Source organism: Arthrobacter sp. P1_D12, from assembly GCF_056406175.1.
Map to the genome: position 1 here is coordinate 1 of NZ_JBFUAR010000021.1, position 22,681 is coordinate 22,681.

Here is a 22,681-nt window from a genome sequence, read left to right on the forward strand (position 1 = left end):
CCCGGGCGGTTCCTGCGCGGTTCCTGCGCGGGGCCGTGGGCGCCGGTTGATGCGCGGGCTTTAAGGACAAACGACGACGGCGGGAGGTGGCCCCCGCCGTCGTCGTTTGGCCTGCTGCTGGAACCCGGGCTTTAGGCGCCGTGGTTCAGGCTGAGGGTGAAGGTGTTCGGGCCGCTGGCGTGGACCGCGATGTTGCTCTTGGCGGTGTTGTGGCGCTCGGAGAGCTCGTGGACCAGCGCGTCCAGCTCGTGGTGCATGGTGGAGCGGTCCCAGAGCTTGTGGGTTACAGAGTTGGCAGTTTCAAACGTCATTGTTCAGTGCTTCCATTTCATGAATCCGGATGTCCGGCTGCCGCACCGATGCGGAGCCGCCGTAGGGGCCAAACCAGGAACGCCTGAGACCGTGGGCAGCTTTGCGAGCTCACCGGTTTGGCCTCATTGCGTCCACCAAGATGGGTGCCCGGCGTTTACTGCGGACGCGGAACGTCGCAGAAATTCGTCAGGCTGCACCAGCAGGAACGTCGCAGTCCCTGCCTTGCCTTTCCATAGTGCACAGCGCCGCGCGGGAGGCTCAAGCCAGATGGCGAAATTTGCGCGTGAGACTCATCACAGCCGCTGTGGCGGAACGTGAACGGCGACGACGGCACTCGAGCCCAGCGCGGACGGTTCAGTGCGGTCTAGGGACGGGAACGCTTCGGCCGAAAATGCGGAGGGTGGATGTGCATGCGGCTCAGCCCCCGGGCGGGGGCGGGAGTGACCGGCACCGGGCCGCCGGGTTCCGGACCGGCAGCGGCAGCGGCCCGTCCGTAGCGGGCAGCCAATGGCGCGGCGCTGAAGCCGTGGGCCAGCACGCTGAGCAGCACAGTGGCGGTGATGACGGCCACGGCCTGATCGGACACTGATCCGAGGGCTTCCAGCGCCAGCAGCGCGAATACGAGGGAAGCCAGGCCGCGCGGGCCGAACCAGCCCACGAACAGGACGGTTTTCCGATCGAGGCCGGCGCCAATCGAGGCCAGCGCCACCGGCAGCATCCGCACCACCGTGAGGCTGAGCACGGCGTAGGCGACGGTCAGGGGGACGGAGCTCGCCAGCATGATCGGCACGGTGATGGCTCCGAAGGCCAGCCACACGAGCAGGGACACCAGGCCGCTCATCTGCTCGACGAAGGCCAGTTCGGCCGGCGCCCGTTCCCCGGCGCAGGTGCCGAACGCCAGCCCGGCGCAAAACGCGGCAACGAAGCCGTTGCCGCCCACTGCGAGTGCGGCGCTGTAGGCGAGCAGGCTCAGGGCCAGGACGCCGATGCCGGCGAAGTCCTCGGTTGCGGTCCCGCGCCGGCGGGCCAGTTGCAGCAGCCACCCTCCCGCGGCGCCGGCCGCTGCGCCGACGCCGGCGCCGATGAGAAGCTCGACGGCCGCGCTGCCTGGGCCTTCGGCGCTCTCCAGACCTGCTGCGGCGGCCGCGCCGGCGATGGCGAGCATGACGACCGGGGTGGCGATGCCGTCGTTGAGGCCGCTTTCGACCGTGATCAGCTGGCGGATCCGCGACGGCACCGCCGGATTCGTCACCACGGGTATTCCGAGTGCGGCGTCGGTAGGGGCAAGTGCGGCGCCGACGAGGAGGGCCAGCCAGAACCCGAACTGGGGAAAGAACCAGGCGGCCAGGGCCCACCCGAACACAATCGTCAGCGGCAGGCCGACTCCCAGCAGCCGCACGTAGCGGCCCACGTCCCGGCGCAATTCCTGCAGCGGCAGGCGGGCGGCGTCGGAGAAGAGAACCCACACCAGGGTGACCTCGACAACCGGGGTGATCAGCGCGGGCGCCGAGGCGGCATTGACCAGCCCGGACCAGGCCAGGGCTGCGCCGACAGCGGTGAACACGATGGGAGCGGTCAGGTCCGCCTGCTGCAGCCGCGCCGACACCAGCGCCCACGCGAACAGGAGGGCGGTGATGAGGACAATGACCGTCAGCTCCATGACGGATCGGCGCCCGTTTCCGTGGGCACCGCGTGAGGGCGGCCCGATTCCAGCAGCCGTATGGGTCCGCCCACAGGGATCACACTCCCTCCGCCGATTGCACTAAACGTTCCCTGCAGTTCAGTTAATCCGCCGGCCAGGGACCGCGCCAGAGAACTAAGCCCTGTCCTGCTCCTGCCCCGGCGGGGCCGCGACCGAGCCGCGGCGGATCAGTGCGGCCGTGAATGTCGGTGCGGCCGCCGGCGCCTTGCGGCCTTCGATCTGCCGGATCAGGGCTGACGCGGCCGCTACGCCCATTTCGTAGACAGGCTGGGCGATAACCGTGAGCGGGGGCGTGGTCAGGCGCGTCCAGGCGAAGTCGTCATACATGAGGAAGGAGACATCATTCGGAATGGAGAGGCCGAGCTCGTGGATCGCCTCCACCACGCTGAGGCCGATCAGGCCGTCGGAGGCGATGATCGCCGTCGCCGGGTCCGGGCGCTGCAGCAGCTCGCGGGTGATCTTCTTGATGGACTCGTCGTCGCCGGCGTTGAGGCGGATCAGATCGACGGGCAGGTCCAGCCCCGCCTCCTCGAATGCGCGTTTCATTCCGTCCCGCCGGTCCGAGATCTGGGACGAGTCCAGCTGCAAGCCGTCGTGGTACGGCCCGGCTGATTTCAGCGTGGAGACGAAGGCGATCCTCCGGTGGCCGGACTTGAGCAAATAGCTGGTGGATTCATGGGAGATGTCCTCCATGTCCACCGCCACGGTGTCGACGTCGAGCCCTGGCGCCTTGCGGTCCAAAAGGACCAGCGGACGACCGGATTCGTGAACGCGCCGTAAATGTTGCGTTGCCACGGAAGACGCGGGTGCCACGATCAGGCCGTCAACGCGCTTGTCGAGGAGCACCCTCACGGCGTCGATTTCCGCCTCGGTATCCTCGTCCGTATTGATCAGGATGACATTGAATCCACTCCGCTTGGCGGTGTCCGTAATGCCCCGCGTGGCCAGGCCGAAATGGGGGTTTTCGATGTCGCCGACCACCACCCCGATGGTGTGCGATTTCCCGGTGTTCATGCTGCGGGCGAGCTCGTTGGGCCGGTACTCCAGTTCCTCGGCGGCAGCCAGCACCCGCTCGCGCACGTCGTCGCTCACGGCCCCGTAGTTGCCCAGGGCGCGGGCGGCCTGGGCCTTGGAAACCTGGGCTGCTTTGGCGACGTCGGCGACAGTGACATCGCGGCGCCGGGAAGCATCACTATTCATTACGGCCTTTCGTAGCGGACCCTTGACGCCTGATGTGGCTTCGATTACATTTCTAGCAATCGATGTGAGTCCGGTCTCAATCCTAGGGACTGAGACCGGACTCAGCAAGACTTCCATCGACAAAGTCCCACTCCACGGGGCCCACTGCCTGCCTGCCCCGCTGCTCACCCCCACGATTGGAAACGCTGTGAACACAGGAAACACAATGCGCCCCGGGGCGCTCATCGCCGCTGCTGTGGCCGCGGTCCTGGCACTCTCCGGCTGCGGAGGCAGCTCATCCGCCTCGTCCTCGCCGGCGGACAACCCCTACGGCCTGATTGAGGCCGGCACCATCCGTGTTGCCAGCCTGGGTGATTCGAAGCCCTATACCTTTGCCGACGCCCAGGGCAACTTCACCGGCTTCGACGTCGAGCTCTTCAAAGACGTCGCCCACCGCGCCGGAGTCGACAAGGTCGTCTTCACCGGACAGGACTTCTCCGGGCTGCTCGCCGCTGTCTCCAACGGCCAGTTCGACGCCGGCGTTGCGGCGATCGGCATCACTGACAAGCGCAAGCAAACCGTCGACTTCTCCGATGGCTACCTGGCCGGCTACCTGACCGTCATCACCACTAAGACCTCGGGCATCACCGGCGCCGACGGTCTCGCCGGAAAGCGTCTCGGCGTCGTGCAGGGAACGCTGCAGGAGGCCTACGCGGTCAAGAACTTCACTTCCGCGAGCCTGGTGCGCTTCCCGGACAACAACACCGCGATCGCCGCCGTCAACAGTGGATCCGTCGATGCACACTTCCTGGACTACGAGGCCGCCAAGGCCTATGAAACGCAGTACGGGCTGATCAGCGCCGCGGACATCCCGTCCTTTGACGCTCCCGCCGGCTTCGCCGTGGCCAAGGGCAAGAGCGCTTTCAAGGACGCTCTCAACAAGGGCCTTGCCGCAGCCATGGAGGACGGCACCTGGAAGAAGCTCTACCAGAAGTGGTTCCCGGGCTCCCCGATGCCCGAGCAGTACCTGCCGAAAGCCGAGCAGACTGCAACGCCTGCGCCGAGCAAGTAAACGGCCCAGCAAGTAAGCGGCCGGCAAGCAATAGGCCCCGAACCATCGGCACGTCCGGCACATTGCCCGGCTGCCACCTGACCGGGCGGGCCGCACTGCGCGGCCCGCCCGGGTTCCACAAGCTACCTACGTCTGAGAGCAACCATGGACTGGTTAAGCACCATCACCCGCACCTTCTTCGACTTCGGCGCAATGGCCGAGGTCCTGCCCCAGCTTCTGGGAGTCGGTCTCCTCAATACCCTCATCATCTCCGTGGCGGCGACCATTATCGGCGTTGCCCTCGGCATGGTCGTCGCCGTCATGGGGATATCTCCCTCGCGGTGGCTTCGGGTTCCGGCCCGGATCTACACGGACCTCTTCCGCGGACTCCCCGCCATCCTGACCATCCTGTTGATCGGCCAGGGCTTCGCCCGCTTCAGCCAATCGATCTTCGGCCCCTCGCCCTACCCCCTGGGGATCATCGCCCTGAGCCTGATCGCCAGCGCCTACATCGGTGAGATCTTCCGCGCCGGTATCCAGAGCGTGGACAAAGGCCAGGGTGAGGCATGCCGCGCGCTGGGCATGAGCTACGCGAAGTCCATGGCCCTGGTGGTGGTTCCGCAAGGCGTCCGCCGGGTCCTGCCGGCGCTGGTGAACCAGTTCATCGCCATCGTCAAGGACTCCTCGCTGGTCTATTTCCTGGGCCTGCTGGTCACGGAACGCGAGCTCTTCCGCGTGGGCCAGGACGCCGCCGTGCTTTCAGGCAACCTCTCGCCCCTGGTCATGGCCGGCATCTTCTACCTGCTGATCACGGTTCCCTTGACCCATCTGGTCAATTACTTCGATAACCGCTTCCGCACCGGCCGACGCCGCCCCGCCGCACCCAGCAGCGGTCTCAAGGAAGTCAAAGAACTCGCCGCGGCTTCACCGCTGACCACCGGGAGCAACACATGAGCCTCGCCAGCAACACCGCAAGCAGCACCAGCAATGCCAAAGAATCAGTTCCGGACATCGAGACGTTCCATGGCTCCAGCCTGGAACTGAAGAACCTGACCATGGCCTACGGCGATGTCGAGGTGCTCCGCAATGTCAGCCTCAACGTCGCCCCGGGCACCACCACCTGTATCATCGGGCCTTCCGGCTCCGGCAAATCCACCCTCCTGCGCGGCGTCAACCGGCTTCACGAACCCAAGAGTGGGGACGTGCTCCTGGCCGGCGAGAGCGCCCTGCAGGTCAAACCGGACCTCCTGCGCAGCCGCATCGGCATGGTGTTCCAGCACTTCAACCTCTTCCCGGACCACACCGCCCTCGAGAACGTGGCGCTGGCCCTCTGGAGTGTCAAGGGCATGCCCAAGGCCGAAGCCAGGGAACGCGCCCGGCGCCGCCTCGCCGAGGTCGGTCTTGCCGAACGCGCCGACCACCGCCCCCGTGACCTCTCCGGCGGACAGCAGCAGCGCGTCGCGATTGCCCGGGCCGTGGCCATGGAACCGGAAGTCATGCTCTTCGACGAGGCCACCAGCGCCCTGGACCCGGAACTGGTCAAGGGCGTGCTGAACCTCATGGCAGGCCTGGGCCGCCGAGGCATGACCATGCTGGTGGTCACGCATGAGATGGGCTTTGCCCGCAAAGTCGCCGACCAGGTCGTCTTCATGGACGAAGGCGAGGTCGTCGAGTCAGGCACGCCCGCCGACCTCTTCGACAACCCGCAAAGCGAACGCCTCCAGCGATTCCTCTCGGAAGTGCTTTGATGGAGACCCTGAAGGGAAACACCGCCGCGGCACCCATCCGCGCAGCCGTCGTCGGGTTTGGCATCTCGGGCAAAGTCTTCCACGCACCGCTGATCGCGGCGGATGCCAACTACTCGCTGGACGTTATCGTCACGGCGGATCCGGACCGCGCCACGGAGGCTGCAAGGCTCTACCCGGATACCCGGATCGTCCCGACGCCGGAGGATCTGTTTGCGCTGTCCGGTGACCTCGATCTGGTGGTCCTCGGAACGCCACCGCTGACCCACTTCGACCTCACCGCAACGGCCATCGCCCATGGCCTCCACGTGGTGGTGGACAAGCCGTTCGTCACCACATCGGACCAGGGGCAGAAGCTCATCTCCCGGGCGGCCGACGCCGGCGTGCAGCTCACGGTATTTCAGAACCGACGCTGGGACGCGGACTTCCTGACGCTGCGGAAGCTTGTCGGGGAAGGAGCGCTGGGGGAGGTGCGCAGCTTCGAATCGCGCTTTGAATGGTGGCGGCCGGAGGGCTTCGGAAACTGGCGGGACACCGCCGCCGTGTCCGAGGGCGGCGGCATCCTCAACGACCTCGGTGCCCACCTGATCGACCAGGCCCTCCAGCTCTTTGGCCCGGCAACCGAAAGCTACGGCGAAACGGCGAACCACGGCCCGGATCCGGGCGGCGCCGACACCGAGGCCTTCGTGTCCCTGCTCCACGAATCCGGGGTCCGCTCACGGTTGTGGATGAACGGGATGGCGCCGCAGGTCGGCCCGCGCTTCCACGTCCTGGGCTCCGAGTCCGGCTACACGAAGTGGGGCTTGGACGGCCAGGAACCGGCCCTCGCGGCCGGAACGACACCCACGGACCCGGGCTACGGCGTCGAACCCCAAACCCATTGGGGGACCTTGGGTGTCGATGGAGACCTGCGCCCAGTCGCATCTGAACCCGGCGCCTATCCGCTGTTCTATGCACAGCTCGCGACTGCCCTTCGTGGCAAGGGCCCACTTCCGGTCGACCCGGAAGAGTCACTCGACGTCCTGAGGGTCATCGAAAATATCCGCGCCTCCGTATAGTCCGCACACCCGCTCCCAGTGCCCCTGGCGGGTACCCCAGACACCTCTACTTAAGGAAAGGCAGACCCATGTCCTCCACGCCCTCAACCAAGCGCATCGCCATCATCGGCGGCGGCATCCTCGGCGTCTCCACCGCCGTCCACCTGCTCCGCGACGGCGCCTCCGTCATCCTCCTGACCGAACACGGCCTGGCCAGCGAGGCCACCGGCCGCTCGCTCTCCTGGCTGAACTCCGCCGGAGAACGGTCCACGCCGTACCACCAGCTCCGGGTCGCCGGCGTGGACCGCTACCGCACGCTCTTCGCCGCGGACCCCGGCCGGGAATGGCTGCAGTTCGGCGGTGGCCTCATGTGGAATCCCGCCGGCCAGGAAGCCGCCACGGAAGCCCGCCACCGCTACGAGAAATCCATCGGCTATGACTCGAAGCTTCTGACGCCCGAACGAGTTTCTTCAGCCACCCCCGGCATCGATCCGGTCGAAGTTCCGGAGAACGCCATCTTCAATCCCGGTGAGGGCTGGGTCAGCCTGCCCGATCTGGTGGACTTCCTGATGGAGGAGTTCCACGCCTTGGGCGGTGAACTCGTACTCAACGCCGGCAAGGTGTCCGTGACGGTCGACGGCGGCCGGGCCACCGGCGTCGAGACGGCCGCAGGCGAAACCTACGAGGCAGACGCTGTTCTCGTGGCGTGCGGTGCCGCAACTCCCGCCGTCGTCGCGCCCCTCGGCGTCGAGATCCCCAACGGATCCCCGGTCTCCATGCTGGTGCTGACCAAACCCCTAGAGCACGAGCTGAAGGCCGTGCTGAACACCCCCAGGGCCGCCGTCCGGCCCAACCCCGGAAACACCCTTGCCCTGGACCACGACTGGTATGAAGGGCACATCACCGAACACGCCGACGGCTCCTTCAGCATCCCCGATGACGTGGTCCAGGAACTCGCCGATGAAGCATCCAAGCTCATCGCCGGCAACCCCGACCTCAAACCGGCCTCCTGGAAGATCGGCTACAAGCCCATCCCGGGCGACGGCGAACCGGTCCTCGGTGAACTCGGCCAGGTGCCCGGCTGCTTCGTGGCCTTCACACACTCGGGGGCCACGCTCGGCCTCATCGCAGGAGAACTTCTCGCGGGCGAGATCATGACCGGCACGAAGCACCCGATGCTGGCCACCTTCCGGCCGGGACGCTTCTCCTAGCCAGAGCCAGAGGCCGCCAGGCAGGTCGGCGTTCACCGGCCCTGCCTGCCTAAGCCCCGTCCTGCTCCTGCGCCGCCGGCGTTGCCCCTGGGGCCAGATCCATTGTTGGCTGGCGCTTGGGACCGGGCTAAGGACTGGGGGAGGGGCTGGAGGTGGGGGACCCGGTCCCGGATGGGGCGGTGGTGTTCCCGGTTTGCGTGGGTGATGGGGTGCCGGAGGCAGTCCCGGATCCGGGCGTCGCGGGCATGTACGACTGGTATTCGGGGAGCGTGGAGTCGAGGACCGGAAGCTGCAGCTCGGCCGACTTACCTGTGGAGTCCTCGCTCACCCGGACCGTGACCAGGGACCCGGGGGATCCCGTGGTGGGGTCCAGCATCATGGCCGGAGGTTGGGCCAAAGACGTTTCGCCGTTAGCCTTGACCGGAATCGATACCGTCGATCCGGAAGCGCCGGAGATGGTGACAACCGCGTCCTTGGCGGACGTGTTGAATACGGTGCCCATAATCCGTCCCGGCTGGTCCGCTCCGTGGGAGAGGATGAGCATGTCCGCCAGCTTCATTGGACCGATCACTGTGTTGATCCCGTTGGTCGCCGGCGTGATCTTCGTGGTTTCCGCGGGGTTGTCGGAGGAGCAGCCGGTTCCGGTCAACAGCAGCACCCCCAGCGTGAGGGCGGCGATCGCAGATCTGAATCCTGCCAGCAGGGTGGTGGGTGCCACGGCCGGCTCCTCTCGGCAGAAGCTGTCCGGTCACCTCCGATTATCGTCCCGGGCGGCGGGAAAATCGACCCGCCGTCGCTCCTGGTGGCCACCCAGCGGGCGGCGCCCGACGACGGCGCCACCGGCCGGCCCGAAATGCGGCTTGAGTTCGAGGATCGGGGGGCGGACCCGGCTGCGCCTCGGATGACCCCAAACGAGGATTCCTACTGATTTGCGGATAGGAATGCCCATAATTGCCGCAAATAGGTGATTATGGAGTCATGCCGAAATTCCGCATCTCCGAAGCAGCACGGTTTCTCGGGGTCAGTGACGACACCGTCCGGCGCTGGACCGAGAATGGGGTCCTGACCCCGGTCAAGGATGACTCCGGCCGGCTGGCCGTGGACGGCCTCGAGCTTGCCCACCTGGCCCGCGACCAGGCACAGCTTCCCGATGACCCCACCAAGGTGGGCCGCTCCGCCCGCAACCGGTTCGTCGGCCTGGTCACGGGCATCACCGCTGACAAAGTCATGGCACAGGTTGAGCTGCAGTGCGGGCCCTTCCGCGTCGTGTCCCTGATGAGCAGCGAAGCGGTCCGGGAACTGGGCCTGGAGCTTGGCTCCGTGGCGACCGCCGTGGTCAAAGCCACCACCGTCATCATCGAAACGCCCCACGGAAAGAGCATCATATGAGGACTGCCCGCAAGCGCGTCACCGCACTGCTGGCGGCCGGCGCCCTGGCCGCGGGCCTGGCCGGCTGTGCCGCCGGCACGCCCGGGGCAGCCGGAACCGGCTCCAACTCCAGCGCCGGGGCCAGTGAGACCCCCACGCTGTCCGGAGCGATCACCGTTTACGCCGCGGCCTCGCTGAAATCGACCTTCACCAAGCTGGCCCGCGACTTCGAGGCCAAGAGCCCCGGCACCAAAATCACTTTGAACTTTGCCGGCTCCTCGGACCTGGTCACGCAGATCACCCAGGGCGCCCCGGCCGACGTCTTTGCCTCCGCCGACACCAAGAACATGACCAAGCTGAACGATGCGGAACTGATCGACGGCGCCCCGGCCAACTTCGCCACGAACGTCCTGGAGATCGCGGTTCCGCCGTCCAACCCGGCATCGATCAGCTCCTTCGCCGACCTCGCCAGACCGGGCGTGAAGGTGGTGGTCTGCGCACCGCAGGTTCCCTGCGGCGCCGCGGCCGAGACTGTCGAAAAAGCCACCGGCACCACCCTGGCGCCGGTCAGCGAGGAATCGTCCGTCACGGATGTCCTGGGCAAGGTCACCTCGGGTGAGGCCGACGCCGGGCTGGTCTATGTCACGGACGTCAGGAACGCCGGAGATAAGGTCAAAGGCATCCCCTTCGCCGAGTCGGACCAGGCCGTAAACACCTACCCGATCGCCACGGTCGGCACGAGCAAGAACAAGGAGCTCGCCGCTGCCTTCATCGCCGCGGTCACCGGCAGCGCGGGCAAGACGGTCCTGAGCGACGCCGGATTCGGCACCCCGTAAACGGCATGCACAGGCGCAGCGGCACCGGGTACACAGGCATCCCGGCATGGATTTACGCCATCGCGGCAGCAGGGGCACTCTTCGTCCTGCTTCCGCTGGTGGCAATGGTCGCCAGGGTCAACTGGTCCGAGTTCATCCCGCTGATCACTTCCGAATCCTCACTCACCGCGCTCGGCCTGAGCCTGCGAACCTCCGCGGCGAGCACCGCCTCCTGCATCGTCCTCGGCGTGCCGCTCGCACTCATCCTGGCGCGGAGCCCGTTCCCGGGCCAGCGCCTGCTCCGGGCCTTCGTCCTGCTGCCGCTGGTCCTGCCTCCCGTGGTGGGAGGCATCGCCCTGCTCTACACCTTCGGCCGCCAGGGACTCCTGGGCAAAAGCCTGGAACTGGCCGGAATCCAGATCGCCTTCTCCACCACCGCCGTCGTCCTCGCCCAGACGTACGTTGCCCTGCCGTTCCTGGTGGTCAGCCTCGAAGGCGCCCTGCGCACCGCCGGCAACAAGTACGAGGCGGTCGCCGCGACCCTCGGCGCGCGCCCGGGCACGGTGCTGCGCCGGGTGACCATCCCGCTGGTGCTCCCCGGCCTGGCCTCCGGCGCCGTTCTGTCCTTCGCCCGCAGCCTGGGCGAATTCGGTGCCACCCTGACCTTCGCCGGCAGCCTGCAGGGCGTCACCCGCACCCTGCCGCTGGAGATCTATCTGCAACGCGAAACCGACGCCGACGCCGCCGTCGCGCTCTCCCTCCTGCTGGTCGCCGTGGCGGTGGCCGTCGTCGGGCTCTCCTACCGGCGCCCTCGCCTTGGCGTTGCACCGGAAGGAGCACTCCGGTGACCTTTCAGCTGGACGCAACCCTTGCCGCACGGAGTTTCGAGGTCTCCCTCAGCCTCGGACCGGCCGAGACAATCGCCATCCTCGGGCCCAACGGGGCCGGTAAATCGACGCTCCTCTCGATCATCTCCGGCCTGCTGCGCCCCGATGCCGGCAAGGCGACGATCGGCGAAAAAGTCCTGTTCGACCTGAGCGCGGACACCAACATCTGGCGCGCCCCGCACACCCGGGGCACGGCGCTGCTGGCCCAGGAAGCCCTCCTGTTTCCGCACCTCAGTGCACTGGACAACGTCGCGTTCGGGCCACGCAGCGCCGGCGCCTCCAGCGCAGCGGCCCGCGAAACGGCAATGCACTGGCTCAGCGAGGTCGACGCCGGCTCCCTCGCCTCGCGGCGCCCCGGACAGCTCTCCGGCGGACAGGCCCAGCGGGTGGCCGTGGCCCGCGCCCTCGCCGCCGACCCCGACCTGCTGCTCCTCGACGAGCCCATGGCCGCGCTCGACATCCATGCCGCCCCGCTGCTCCGCCGGCTCCTCAAGCGCGTCCTCGCCGGCCGCCGGGCGATCATCATCACCCACGACATCCTCGACGCCCTCATGCTGGCCGACCGGGTGATCGTCCTCGAGGGCGGCCGGATCACCGAACAGGGCCCCACCCGCGAAGTCCTGGAAAAACCCCGCAGCCGGTTCGCCGCCGGGCTGGCCGGGCTGAACCTTGTGGCCGGCACCGTCAGCAACGCCGGGGTGACCACGGCCCAGGGCATGGTCGTCGCGGGCCACCAGGACGAGTCCGTCGAGCCCGGGCAGGACGGAGTAGCGGTCTTTCCGCCCTCGGCGGTATCGGTGTTCCTCACCGAAGAGCACGGCAGCCCGCGAAACTCATTCCAAGTGATCATCACGGACCTGGAGCCCCACGGCGATCAGATCCGTGTCCGTGCCGGTCGACTCTCCGCCGACATCACCCCGGCCGCGTCAGCCGACCTCGGCCTCGTCCCCGGAATGAGCGTCTACTTCGTCATCAAGGCCGCCGCCATCGCGATCTACCCGGCCTAGGGAGCTTCCGCACGTTCCGCCCGGCGGAGTAGTCTCGGTGCCGGGCGCTGCCGGCGCCGAGCGACTCCGCGAGGAAAGGAAGGCTATGCCTGGAATGTATGTGGCGACCTCGACCATCACCATCGAGGCGCCCGCGAGCCGCGTATGGTCCGTCATCACCGATCCCGATGCAGCCAAGGAGTTCATGTTCGGTACCGAACTCGTGACCGACTGGACGGTAGGCGGACCCATCCTGTGGCGGGGCACCTGGGACGGCAAGGAGTACGAGGACAGGGGCAGCATCCTCGAGTTTGAACCCGGACGGCGGCTTGTTGTCACGCACTTCAGCCCGTTGAGCGGCCAGGCGGATGCGCCGGAGAACTACCACACGCTGACCTGGACGCTCGAGGACCAGACCGGTGCCACGCAACTGACGCTCGCCCAGGACAACAACGCCAGTGCCGAGGACGCCGACCACTCCAAGGGCATGTGGGACAGCCTGGTGAAGAGCGTGAGGGGAATCGCGGAGCGGGAAGAGCCAGGGAGCGATTAGGCAGTAGGCCGCAGGGCCAGGTTGCGCTACTGCTGACAGCGGCCCGCCAGTGGGCGGACAACAAGCGGACATCAACGGAACGCGACAAGAACGCCCGCCCGGGTGTCCCCCGGCGGGCGTTCCCCTCGTCGGCGGAAGGGCGCCTACAGCAGGCTTGCCGCGATGTCCTTCCCGATCCTCTGCAGCAGGGCGGCCGAAAGTCCGGGATCTTTGGAGGAGTCCTGGTCGGTGTACTCGGCCAGGGTGTAGACCCGGGTGAGCGCCAGTTCGGACCATCTTTCCCGGGGGAGGAGGGAACGGCCGGCCACCGCGATGATCGGGCGGGTTCCGGACCTCCGGGCGACGGCGGCCGGAAGTTTGCCGGCGAGGGTCTGGTCGTCGATGCTGCCCTCGCCGGTGATGACGACATCGCAGCTGTCCCTGCGATTGTTGAAATCGAGCAGGTCCAGGAAGTAGTCGGCGCCGGAGACCTGCCTGGCACCCAGCAGCAGGCAGGCGAAGCCGATCCCGCCGGCGCTTCCGGCGCCCTCACGCTGCGCCAGTGCCTCGGCGTCCTCAAACCCGGCGTCCGTCAACGCGGCGACGAGGTGCGCCAGCCCGTGCTCGAGTGCCGCAATGTCCTGCGGTCCGGCGCCCTTTTGGGGTCCGAAGACCGCCGGCGCGCCGTCGGGTCCGAGCAGGGGATTGTGGACGTCGCTGGCGACCACGAGTTCCGTGCCGTCCAGTTCGGGGAACCTGGTCCGGCGGATGGTGTGGATCTGCGCCAGGGACTTTCCGCTGCCGTGGAGCTGCCGGCCGCGGGCGTCGTGGAAGCCGTAGCCCAGGGCGGTGAGCATTCCCATGCCGCCGTCGGTGCTGGCACTTCCGCCCAGCGCCAGGACGATCCTGGCCGGGTTGAGACTGAGGGCGAACAGGACCGCTTCCCCAAAGCCCCGGCTGGAGGCCGCCAAGGGTTCCAGCTGGCCCGCCGGCAGGAGCGCCAGGCCGCAGGTGTTGGCGACCTCGACGACGGCGGTGGTGCCGTCGAACGCGATGCCGGCCGGGACGGGCTGGCCGGTGGGCCCGGTGACAGTGTGGCGGTGCCGGGTGAAGCCCGCGGCGACGGCGGCGTCCACACTGCCGTCCCCGCCGTCGGCCAGCGGAAGCAGCTCGCAGTGGACCGCTCCGGCCCGGCCGGTGGAGCCGGCTCCGGCGCGGAGCCCTGCGGCCAGGGCATCGGCCACCTCGCCGGCCGTGAGGCTGCCTTTGAACTTGTCCGGTGCGATCAGGGTCCGCACGGTTTTCGGGGCGGTGGTGTTGGACATGTCAGATGGTTTCCGAGTAGGCGGGGCGGCGGTTGTCCTCGGCCGTCGAATCGGCGTCGGCGGGTTCTGTGCGCTGCGGGTTGTTGTCCGGGTGCGTGTGGTGGCCGTATTCGATCAGGTCATCGTCGATGTCGCCGTAGCCGTCCGGGAGGATCGGATCCTCGCTGGGCAGGGGCTCAACAGTTTCGCCGTTGAAGACGCGGCGGACGCGGTCCGCGTCCAGCGTGTGGTCCCACCAGGCGATGAACAAGGTGGCGACGGCGTTGCCGGTGAAGTTCACCAGGGCCCGGCACTCGGACATGAACTTGTCGATGCCGAAGATGAGCATGATGCCCGCGGCAGGGATGGTGCCGAGCGTGGCCAGGGTGGCGGTCAGGGCGATGAAGCCGCCGCCGGCGACGCCTGCCGCGCCCTTGGAGGTGAGCAGCATGACCGCGATGAGGCCCAGTTGCTGGCCGATGGTCAGGTTCGTGTTGGTTGCCTGGGCGATGTAGACGGCGGCCAGCGAAAGGTAGATGGCGGCGCCGTCGAGGTTGAAGCTGTAGCCCGTGGGGACCACGAGCCCGACCGTTTCCTTCTTCACGCCGGCGTGCTCGAGCTTGCGCATCAGGCCCGGGAGGGCCGGTTCGGCAGTGGAGGTGCCCAGAATGAGCAGGTACTCCTCTTTGAGGTGGCGGATCATCTTGAAGATGTTCAGCTTCAGGAAGGCCATGACGGAGCCGAGGATCACGACGACGAAGAGGATCGAGGTGGCGTAGAAGAGAGCGATCAGCCCGCCCATGCTGGAGAGGGAGGAGACGCCGTACTTGCCGACGGCGAAGGCCATCGCGCCGAAAGCGCCCAGCGGGGCGGCCTTCATGATGAAGCCCAGGATTTTGAACATGACCCCGGTGAGGCGCTGGACACCGTCCAGGACGGGCGCTCCGACCTTGCCCACGGCGTTCAGCGCGACGCCGAAGATCACGGCGATGAAGATGATCTGGAGGATGTCGCCTTCCACGAAGGGCGCGACGACGCTGGTGGGGATGACGTGGGTCAGGAATTGCCACCATTCCTGGTGGGCGCCGGCGTCGATGAGTTTGGCCGCGGAGTCCGTCGTCTTGATCGCGCTGGCGTCTGCGTTGACACCGTCGCCGAGGCGGAAGATGTTGATGGCGACCAGGCCAAAGAGCAGGGCAAAGATCGTGCCGATCTGGAAATACGTCAGGGCCTTCAGCCCGGTCATGCCGACCTTCTTCAGATCCGCGACGCTGGCGATGCCGCCGACGATGGTCAGGAACACGATCGGGCCGATCAGCATTCTCATGGCGTTGACGAAGGTGGTGCCGATCGGTTCCATGGCAATGCCCGCGGCCGGGGCCAGCCAGCCCACCAGAATGCCGAGGACGATGCCGGTCAATACCCAGAAGTACAGCTGCCTGTACCAGCGTTTCTTGGGGGCCGGGATGTCCGTGCCCGCGGTGGTGATGTGTCCCATGATTCCTACCTCATTGTGGAATGTCTCTGGAGATGCTTTAAGTGTGGGGGTTTGCACGGGGCGGGAGCCAGTTGGGCGCAGCCGCCCCGTGCGGTGTGTAGCGTTCGACGGCGGCCGCGCGGCCGGCGTCGTCCGTTTCAGTGCCGTTGTCCGTATTAGTGCGCCGCAGGGCTAGACGGCCGCCAGGGTGCGGGCCAGGGCCTCGATGATGGCGGCGGTGACGTCCGCGGTGGTGGCGTCGCCGCCGACGTCGCGGGTCAGGTGGCCGGCGCCGGTTGCCTCTTCGATGGCGGCCTCGACGCGGCGGGCTTCCTCGTGCAGGCCGAAGTGGCCCAGCATCAGGGCTGCGCTGGCGATCGCGCCGATCGGGTTGCTGATGCCCTTGCCCGCGATGTCCGGGGCCGAGCCGTGCACCGGTTCGAACATGGACGGGAAGCGGCGCTCCGGGTTCAGGTTTGCGCTGGCCGCCAGGCCGAGGCTGCCGGCCAGGGCTGAGCCGAGGTCGGAGAGGATGTCAGCGTTCAGGTTGGAGGCGACGACGACGGAGAGGTCTTCCGGGTGCAGGATGAACTTGGCGCTCATCGCGTCGACCAGGACGCTCTCGGTGGCGACATCGGGGTAGTCCAGGGCAACACGCTGGAAGGTTTCGTCCCAGAGGACCATGCCGTACTGCTGGGCGTTGGACTTGGTGACGGAGGAGACCTTCTTCACCGTGCGGGTCCGGGCGAGATCGAACGCAAAGCGCATGATGCGCTCGCAGCCCTTCTCGGTGAACAGCGCGGTCTGCAGGGCGACCTCGTTGCCCGGGCCGCGGCCGCTGAGGTTGCGCCCGCCGAGGCCGGCGTACTCGCCTTCGCTGTTTTCGCGGACCACAATCCAGTCGAGTTCGGTGGTGTCGGCCTTGCGCAGCGGGGACTGGACGCCCGGGAGGAACTTCACCGGACGGATGTTGGCCCACTGGTCAAAGTTCTGCGTGATATTCAGGCGCAGGCCCCAGAGGCTGATGTGGTCCGGGACGTTTTCCCAGCCGACAGCGCCGAAGTAGATGGCGTCGAAGTCCTTGAGGGTGTCCAATCCGTCGGGGTCCATCATCTGGCCGGTCTTGGCGTAGTACTCGCAGCCCCATGGGAACTCGGTCCATTCGAAGGCGAACTTGCCGCCGGAATTCTGCGCCAGGGCGTCCAGGACCCGGCGTCCGGCGGAGACGACCTCTATGCCGACCCCGTCGGCGGGGATTGAAGCGATGCTGAATGTCTGGGTGGCGCTCATGTGCCTACCTCCTCGTTGAGTGTGTTAGCAGCGTCACACTGCCTTCCTCTTCAAGTAGACGGGCCGGCACCACATGCCGTCCAAGACCAAGATCCGATCCGCTAGATAGGTTCAGCCTATTGATGATGCGCCGGGGGAGGCGTGTCTGTCCGTCCTGGCGGTTGCGGGGCCGCGTGCAGCCGCGCCACCGCCAGGAAGGACCGGGCCGCGGGGGTCAGGTCGTCCCCCCGGCTGAGAACGGCAACATCCAGGTAGGACACGGGTTCGATCAGCAGCGTCCGCAGCCCCGATTTGTGGGCCAGGGGCGCCCACGACGACGGCATCACGGCGTGGCCGACCCCGGCCAGGACCAAGGGCAGGATCGAGGTCCGGTGGGCGACCTCGACGACGATTTCGGCGTCGATCCCCCGCGCCAGTGCATCGTCCACAAGCCAGCGCATCAGCGAACCGCGCTGGCTCGCGACCAGGCGGTGGCCGGCCAGCTCCTCGCGCTGGATCGTTGTTGCGGCGCCAAACGTATCGGACTGGGGATTGACGAGAAGGATCAGCGGCTGGCGATCGAGCTCCAGCACCTCAACGCCGGGAACCTTGATGGGCGTGGGGGAGCCTGCCATCCCGATCTCCGTGCTGCCGCTTCGGACAGACTCGATGACGTCCTCCGGGGTGAAGGCGGCGCTGACATTGAGCCTGACCAAGGGATGCGCCCGGGTGAAGGCGGCGATCATCGAGGACAGGGGCTCGATCCCGGGGGAGGGCATCGTGACGATGTCCAGCCGTCCGCTGCGCAGCCCGCGCACCGACTGCACCGCGGACTGCGCCGCATCGAGGTTGCGCATCACCAGCCGGGCCGGCCCGATCAGCTCCTTGCCCGCCTCGGTGAGCACCGCCCGCCGCCCGATCCGGTGGAAGAGCGGCACGCCCAGCTCCTTCTCGAGGGCGGCGATGGTCTGCGAGAGCGATGGCTGGGCGATGAGCAGGTGCTCCGCGGCACGGCTGAACCCGTCGTGGTCAACAACAGCCAGAAAATACTTCAGCTTTCGGGTGTCCACCCTGGCTCCTTCACCGGTTTTTGCACTTGACGGTTGCCGTGCGGCCGCCTGATCGATGAGTCCGAGCCTATTTCCTGCGGACGATTCGGATGCGCATTTGTTCCACATCCGCGGCAAAGAGCATGATCGCCGCTCGCCGGATCACGCAACGCCCGCCGTCGTCCGCGCCGCTCGTGTCTCCGCGCCTCCCGCGTCTCCGCCGCGCTACGGCAGCCGGGAGGGGCGCAGCAGCGTGGGGACGCCGGCCTGCCCGGGGTCGAGCGGGACGGGGCTGACCAGCACGGCCGGGCCGCGGCTCAGGAGGCCGGTCGAAAGCGGCTGGCTTCGCACGCCTCCCCGGCCGCGCATGGCGGCGTGCGCGCCGGGTGCAAGCATCCGGTCCATCCACGCGCAGGGGTGTGCTGGCCGTCCGGCCCGGAGCCGGACCATGTTGCCCTTCGATTCGAGCGCGAACTCTTCGCCGAGCAGGGGAGCGAGGTGGGCGCCCCGGAGGACCACATTGCGTCGGGTCAGGAGCGGGTCAAAGGGGCCGGCTGCCAGCTCCTCGGCCATCGCCTCGAGGGCCTCGATCGAGAGGAGGGTGACGGCGGCGTCCATGTGCGCGGCCTTGCCGAAGAACCGGTCGCCGATGATGCCCTTGCCGGCCACCAGTTCCACGTGGTCCGCATCCGCCGTGGGGACCTGCGCCGCACCATCGCGGGCGCGGCCGAAGTAGGCGTGCGCCGGCGAGACAAGGAGGTGCAGAATCTCGACGTCGTACCTGTAGCTTGCCGTCATGCCCTAAAACTATCCTCCCTCGTGGCGCGCCCGCGCGAAATCGCCGGAGGCGTGCGAGGTCGCCGGAACCTTGCGGCGACCTCGTAGGCTTCCCGCGAACCCGGCGGGGCATTACGCGTAGTGCGGCGGCGGCGACCATGCCGGATCAGGGTACGAGCACGATCTTCCCTTTCGCCGCGGTGCTCCCCAGCAGCTCATGGGCGCGACGAACGTCCGAAAGCGGCAGGCGCTCGGCCACCACCGGGTGAATCTCGCCGCGGCGAAGCAACTCGAGCAGCGCGAAGAAGTCTGCCCTGAACCAGTCCTGGTGGTGGATGCGCAGCTTCTGGATCCGGTAGGACAGCACCTTTCGGCGGGGTGACAGCCAGCCCCAGAGGGCGACGCTCCCCGTTGCCGCGTACCAGGCGATCACGCCCGGCCAGTTCTTGCGGCCCCGCGCGATGGTGGCGTAGCGGCCAAACACAACGAGCCGGCCGCCGGGCCGCAGCGCCCGGAAGGAGCGCAGAGTCAACGGCCCACCGATCCCGTCGAGGGCAATGTCTACGCCGTCGCCGGTGAGCCCGCGCACTCGGGCCAGGAAATCCTCGTTCTGATAGTCGATCGCCACCGCGCCCAGCCGCTCCACTGCGGCGCGGTCCCGGCCGGCGGCGGTCCCGTAGAGGCGGAGGCGGGCCAGTGCTCCGAGCTCGAGGATGGCGGCGCCCACCCTGCCTGCCGCGCCGTGAACCAGGACGCTCTCCCCGGGCTTCGCCTGGGCCGTCCGGTGCAGCAGCTGGTAGGCGGTCATGTAGGGGAAGACGAGGCTCACGACCTCGGCCGGATCGAGGGCCTCAGGCACATCCACCGCGTATGCCTCCGGCACACAGACGCGCTCGGCGTTGGCGCCCCACACCGTCAGCGCGCCGATGCGATCCCCGACCCGCACCCGCGAGCAACCGGGCCCGAGCTCATCAACGATGCCGACGAGCTCGTAGCCGGGCGTGAACGGCGGCTTCGGTCCGCCGAGGTAGGTGCCGGCGCGCAGCTGGGCATCGGTGAAGGACACCCCCGAAGCCAGGACCCTGACGCGGACTTCGCCCGGACCGGGCCGTGGATCGTCGACCTCCACCACCTGCAGGACTTCGGGGCCGCCGAAGCGGTCGATCACCACACGCTTCATGGGCTCACTCTACGCTCGGCACACGCTCCGCACACCGGCCCCTTGCCGCCCAGCGCCGGGGCCGCCCGGGTCGTTTCCCGACCCATTGACACCCCCGAGCGGTCGGACTATCCTACAACCAAATGGTTGTAGATCAGCTCCGAACCCAGCTCAACGACGACGAACTCGACCGCCTTTTCCAGGCGTTCGCCGACGCGACCCGCAGGGACATCGTGCGCCGGGTGACAGTGGGCCAGTACTCGGTCTCCGGGCTCGCTGCCCTCTACGCCATGAGTTTTGCAGCCGTCCAGAAGCATGTGGCGGTGCTGGAACGCGCTTCCCTTGTCTCGAAGGAGAAGCGGGGAAGGGAGCAGATCGTGCGGGCCAACCATGACGGCCTGCAGCGGGCCCGCCGCCTGCTGGACGACTACGAGGTCATTTGGCGCCAGCGCGCCGACCGGATTGCGGACCTGCTTGCCGAATCGGCCGCCCCGGAACCTGGCGAGACACAGGCAGGCGCCAGATCAACCAAGAAATCGCAAGGCCAAGCTGAAGGAAACTGAAGGATAGGAGAGTTCGTCATGACGGTTGTCAGTTCAGTCAAGAATCTTGAGGCGCTGAGCCTCACCGTGGTCGCCGAGTTCGATGCCGGAGTTGGGCGCGTCTGGCAAATCTGGGAAGACCCGCGCCAGCTCGAGCGCTGGTGGGGGCCGCCCACGTGGCCGGCCACCTTCGAGAAGCATGAGTTCGTCCCGGGCGGCGAGGCCAGCTACTACATGACGGGACCAGAGGGGGAGAAGGCCCGCGGCTGGTGGCGGTTCGTGACCATCAACGCCCCGCACCGGCTGGAGTTTGATGATGGCTTCGCGGACGACAACGGCGACCCCGTGGCCGACATGGGCACGATCCACGGAGTTGTGACGCTGGAGCCAATCGGCGACCGCACCCGAATGACCATCCTGTCCACGTTCGAGGCGGAGGAGCAGATGGAGAAGATCGTCGCCATGGGCATGGAAGAAGGCATGAGGGAGGCGCTGGGCCAGGTCGACGCGATCATCGCCGAGTCCGTCAACGCCTGACCTGCAACGCAACACGACGACGGCGGGAATCTCCCGCCGTCGTCCGCAAGGCCCTGTTCAGCCCGGTATTAGCGGCGGTAACATGCCGTGTGACATTCACCCACGGTTACGCGGCGAACGGCGACCTCCGCATGTACTACGAGGTCCATGGTCACCCGCGGGCCGGCGAGCCCCCGCTGTTGCTGATTCCCGGCGGAGGCTCGAGCATCGAGACCAACTTCGCCGGCCTCATCCCCGCGCTGCTGGCCGAGAGCCTGCAGGTGATCGCCGTCGAAGAGGAAGGCCACGGCCGGACCGCGGCTACCGCCCGGCCGCTCACCGCCGAAGGATCGGCAGAGGACATCAAGGCCGTTCTCGATGAGCTCAACGTGGACTCCGTGGATGTGCTCGGGTTCAGCGCCGGGGGCCACACCGCGCTCGCGCTGGCCATGAGGCATCCGTCCATGGTGCGGTGCCTGATTGCCGCCTCCACCTTCGCCAGCCGCGACGCTGTGGGCGATGAATTCTGGGAGGGGATGGAAAAGGCAACCCTCGATGACATGCCGGAGGTGTACCAGGACGCGGACCGCCGGCTGAACCCGGAGCCCGGACACCTCGAGCGGATGTTCGAACTGGACCGCCAGCGGATCCTGAGCTTCCCCGGCTGGCCGGACGAGGACCTGCGCCGCATCACGGCCCGCACCCTGGTGCTGAGCGCCGACCGCGACGTCGTCAGCGCTGACCATGCCGTGCGGATGTCACGGGTCATTCCCGGGGCGCGCCTGATGATCGTGCCGGGTAGCCACGGCGATTATTTGGGCGAGCTGGCCGCGAGCGGGGGTGACCTGCGGGCCATGCGGACCACTCTTCCGTACCTGCTGCGGTTCTTGGAGGAGTAGGGGCCGGTCAGGGCGTTGCCGGCGTGGAGGTCTGCGCCGGAGTGGTCTGTGCCGGAGTGGAGCTCCAGTGCTGCCGGTGCAGCCGCTCGAAGCCGTCCAGGAGCAGGTTCAGGGCGAACTCGAACTCGAACTGGTCATCGCACCCCTGGCCCACCACGGAGTCCTGGTGCGCGGAGGCGGTGGCGACCTTCAGGATGTTCGGATACCGCTCGGCCATCTCCTGGAACATGGCCGCCTGCGCTTCCGGCGGAAGGGTGTCCAGCCCTGCGGCGTCCCCGCCGGCGGAGTCATTGAACAGCTCCTGGGTAAACCCCCACATGCGGCTGCCGAGGGCGTGCATGACGTGATGGGTCAGGTCCACGGAGAAGCCTCCAGCCAGGAACATGCCGATGAACGAGTCCATGTAACCGAGGACCGCTGGCGTTTTATTCGTGCGTGATTCCAGCACTTGCCGGGCCCACGGATGCCGCAGCAGCGCCCCCCGCGCCGAGAGCACCCTCAGGCGCACTGTGTCCTTCCAGCCGGCATTGCGGACGGGAGGATCGATCTCGCTGACAAGGGCGTCCACCATGCCGTCAAGGAGTTCCTCCTTGTTGGCCACGTGCTTGTACAACGCCATCGGCACGACGCCGAGTTCCTGCGCCAGCCGGCGCATGCTCAGCGCCTCGATCCCCACCTGATCGGCCAGCACGACGGCGGCAGCCAGGACACGGTCCCGGCTCAACGGGATCCGGCGCGTGCGCTCCGCTTGCTGGGTCATCCGGCCACCCTTCCCTAACGGTTCCCCATTGACAAGTGTACGCCGTACACCTAACGTGGCCGCATCAGGTGTACGCCGTACACCGCGCGATTCATGTACCGCCG

At 67.5% G+C, this 22,681-nt stretch carries 24 protein-coding genes; 13 read left to right on the forward strand and 11 right to left on the reverse strand.

Annotation, left to right across the window (positions count from 1 at the left end; translation table 11 throughout):
* Positions 1-131: 131 nt before the first annotated feature.
* The 3 genes from AC1DZV_RS15590 to AC1DZV_RS15600 form a co-directional block, all read right to left on the reverse strand.
* Positions 132-311, reverse strand: coding sequence for a hypothetical protein (locus tag AC1DZV_RS15590; protein ID WP_018775517.1), 180 nt, complete (start codon positions 309-311; stop codon positions 132-134).
* Positions 312-676: 365 nt separating this feature from the next.
* Complete coding sequence (locus tag AC1DZV_RS15595) at positions 677-1,972, reverse strand: cation:proton antiporter domain-containing protein (RefSeq protein ID WP_476951776.1); 1,296 nt, start codon at positions 1,970-1,972, stop codon at positions 677-679.
* Between the two features lie 156 nt (positions 1,973-2,128).
* Positions 2,129-3,214, reverse strand: coding sequence for a LacI family DNA-binding transcriptional regulator (locus tag AC1DZV_RS15600; protein ID WP_476954045.1), 1,086 nt, complete (start codon positions 3,212-3,214; stop codon positions 2,129-2,131).
* A 205-nt stretch (positions 3,215-3,419) separates the two neighbouring features.
* On the opposite strand from AC1DZV_RS15600, the gene AC1DZV_RS15605 reads away from it, so the two are divergent.
* The 5 genes from AC1DZV_RS15605 to AC1DZV_RS15625 all read left to right on the forward strand — a co-directional run bounded on the left by AC1DZV_RS15605 (position 3,420) and on the right by AC1DZV_RS15625 (position 8,237).
* On the forward strand, positions 3,420-4,265 hold the full coding sequence (locus AC1DZV_RS15605; RefSeq protein ID WP_476951790.1) for an ABC transporter substrate-binding protein: 846 nt from the start codon (positions 3,420-3,422) through the stop codon (positions 4,263-4,265).
* A 144-nt stretch (positions 4,266-4,409) separates the two neighbouring features.
* Positions 4,410-5,198, forward strand: a complete 789-nt coding sequence (locus AC1DZV_RS15610) for an amino acid ABC transporter permease (RefSeq protein ID WP_018775513.1) — start codon at positions 4,410-4,412, stop codon at positions 5,196-5,198.
* Positions 5,195-5,992, forward strand: a complete 798-nt coding sequence (locus AC1DZV_RS15615; RefSeq protein ID WP_476954046.1) for an amino acid ABC transporter ATP-binding protein — start codon at positions 5,195-5,197, stop codon at positions 5,990-5,992. Before AC1DZV_RS15610 ends, AC1DZV_RS15615 begins: the two co-directional genes overlap by 4 nt.
* A complete protein-coding gene (locus AC1DZV_RS15620) occupies positions 5,992-7,047 on the forward strand; it encodes a Gfo/Idh/MocA family protein (protein WP_476954047.1) in 1,056 nt (351 codons plus the stop codon). Before AC1DZV_RS15615 ends, AC1DZV_RS15620 begins: the two co-directional genes overlap by 1 nt.
* Before the next feature lie 68 nt (positions 7,048-7,115).
* Positions 7,116-8,237, forward strand: a complete 1,122-nt coding sequence (locus tag AC1DZV_RS15625; RefSeq protein WP_476954048.1) for an NAD(P)/FAD-dependent oxidoreductase — start codon at positions 7,116-7,118, stop codon at positions 8,235-8,237.
* Between the two features lie 127 nt (positions 8,238-8,364).
* Here the strand turns inward: AC1DZV_RS15625 and AC1DZV_RS15630 are convergent, their stop codons facing one another.
* Positions 8,365-8,955, reverse strand: coding sequence for a hypothetical protein (locus AC1DZV_RS15630; RefSeq protein WP_476951770.1), 591 nt, complete (start codon positions 8,953-8,955; stop codon positions 8,365-8,367).
* Between the two features lie 260 nt (positions 8,956-9,215).
* Here AC1DZV_RS15630 and AC1DZV_RS15635 point away from each other — a divergent pair, with 260 nt between their 5' ends.
* From AC1DZV_RS15635 to AC1DZV_RS15655, 5 genes are all read left to right on the forward strand, one after another.
* Positions 9,216-9,626, forward strand: a complete 411-nt coding sequence (locus tag AC1DZV_RS15635; RefSeq protein WP_476951769.1) for a TOBE domain-containing protein — start codon at positions 9,216-9,218, stop codon at positions 9,624-9,626.
* The gene (gene modA / locus AC1DZV_RS15640; protein ID WP_476954049.1) at positions 9,623-10,441 is read left to right on the forward strand and encodes a molybdate ABC transporter substrate-binding protein; all 819 of its coding nucleotides are present in this window, start codon (positions 9,623-9,625) and stop codon (positions 10,439-10,441) included. The genes AC1DZV_RS15635 and modA overlap by 4 nt, the downstream gene beginning before the upstream one ends.
* A 5-nt stretch (positions 10,442-10,446) precedes the next feature.
* On the forward strand, positions 10,447-11,268 hold the full coding sequence (locus AC1DZV_RS15645; protein ID WP_028275168.1) for an ABC transporter permease: 822 nt from the start codon (positions 10,447-10,449) through the stop codon (positions 11,266-11,268).
* A complete protein-coding gene (locus AC1DZV_RS15650; RefSeq protein ID WP_476954050.1) occupies positions 11,265-12,314 on the forward strand; it encodes a sulfate/molybdate ABC transporter ATP-binding protein in 1,050 nt (349 codons plus the stop codon). The genes AC1DZV_RS15645 and AC1DZV_RS15650 overlap by 4 nt, the downstream gene beginning before the upstream one ends.
* A gap of 85 nt (positions 12,315-12,399) precedes the next feature.
* Entirely contained in the window at positions 12,400-12,846 is a 447-nt protein-coding gene (locus AC1DZV_RS15655) for an SRPBCC domain-containing protein (RefSeq protein WP_476954051.1), read from the forward strand.
* Between the two features lie 143 nt (positions 12,847-12,989).
* Here AC1DZV_RS15655 and AC1DZV_RS15660 read toward each other — a convergent pair whose 3' ends face one another.
* The 6 genes from AC1DZV_RS15660 to AC1DZV_RS15685 all read right to left on the reverse strand — a co-directional run bounded on the left by AC1DZV_RS15660 (position 12,990) and on the right by AC1DZV_RS15685 (position 19,881).
* Positions 12,990-14,150 (reverse strand): glycerate kinase, encoded by a 1,161-nt coding sequence (locus tag AC1DZV_RS15660; RefSeq protein ID WP_476954052.1) that lies wholly within the window; start codon positions 14,148-14,150, stop codon positions 12,990-12,992.
* A 1-nt stretch (position 14,151) separates the two neighbouring features.
* Positions 14,152-15,627 carry a C4-dicarboxylate transporter DctA gene (dctA, locus tag AC1DZV_RS15665; protein WP_476954053.1) on the reverse strand — a complete coding sequence of 492 codons (1,476 nt, stop codon included), beginning with the start codon at positions 15,625-15,627 and terminating at the stop codon, positions 14,152-14,154.
* Positions 15,628-15,798: 171 nt separating this feature from the next.
* Positions 15,799-16,896: a tartrate dehydrogenase gene (locus AC1DZV_RS15670; RefSeq protein ID WP_476954054.1), complete on the reverse strand. Its 1,098-nt coding sequence runs from the start codon at positions 16,894-16,896 to the stop codon at positions 15,799-15,801.
* Between the two features lie 116 nt (positions 16,897-17,012).
* Positions 17,013-17,945, reverse strand: coding sequence for a LysR family transcriptional regulator (locus AC1DZV_RS15675; protein WP_476954055.1), 933 nt, complete (start codon positions 17,943-17,945; stop codon positions 17,013-17,015).
* 204 nt (positions 17,946-18,149) lie between these two features.
* On the reverse strand, positions 18,150-18,722 hold the full coding sequence (locus tag AC1DZV_RS15680; RefSeq protein ID WP_476954056.1) for an MOSC domain-containing protein: 573 nt from the start codon (positions 18,720-18,722) through the stop codon (positions 18,150-18,152).
* A gap of 145 nt (positions 18,723-18,867) precedes the next feature.
* The gene (locus AC1DZV_RS15685; RefSeq protein WP_476954057.1) at positions 18,868-19,881 is read right to left on the reverse strand and encodes a medium chain dehydrogenase/reductase family protein; all 1,014 of its coding nucleotides are present in this window, start codon (positions 19,879-19,881) and stop codon (positions 18,868-18,870) included.
* A 122-nt stretch (positions 19,882-20,003) separates the two neighbouring features.
* On the opposite strand from AC1DZV_RS15685, the gene AC1DZV_RS15690 reads away from it, so the two are divergent.
* The 3 genes from AC1DZV_RS15690 to AC1DZV_RS15700 all read left to right on the forward strand — a co-directional run bounded on the left by AC1DZV_RS15690 (position 20,004) and on the right by AC1DZV_RS15700 (position 21,817).
* The gene (locus AC1DZV_RS15690; RefSeq protein ID WP_476951759.1) at positions 20,004-20,423 is read left to right on the forward strand and encodes an ArsR/SmtB family transcription factor; all 420 of its coding nucleotides are present in this window, start codon (positions 20,004-20,006) and stop codon (positions 20,421-20,423) included.
* Positions 20,424-20,441: 18 nt separating this feature from the next.
* On the forward strand, positions 20,442-20,939 hold the full coding sequence (locus AC1DZV_RS15695) for an SRPBCC family protein (RefSeq protein ID WP_230009669.1): 498 nt from the start codon (positions 20,442-20,444) through the stop codon (positions 20,937-20,939).
* Between the two features lie 89 nt (positions 20,940-21,028).
* Complete coding sequence (locus tag AC1DZV_RS15700) at positions 21,029-21,817, forward strand: alpha/beta fold hydrolase (protein ID WP_476954058.1); 789 nt, start codon at positions 21,029-21,031, stop codon at positions 21,815-21,817.
* A 7-nt stretch (positions 21,818-21,824) separates the two neighbouring features.
* On the opposite strand, the gene AC1DZV_RS15705 is transcribed toward AC1DZV_RS15700, so the two are convergent.
* Positions 21,825-22,577, reverse strand: coding sequence for a TetR/AcrR family transcriptional regulator (locus AC1DZV_RS15705; RefSeq protein ID WP_476951757.1), 753 nt, complete (start codon positions 22,575-22,577; stop codon positions 21,825-21,827).
* Positions 22,578-22,681 lie beyond the last annotated feature (104 nt).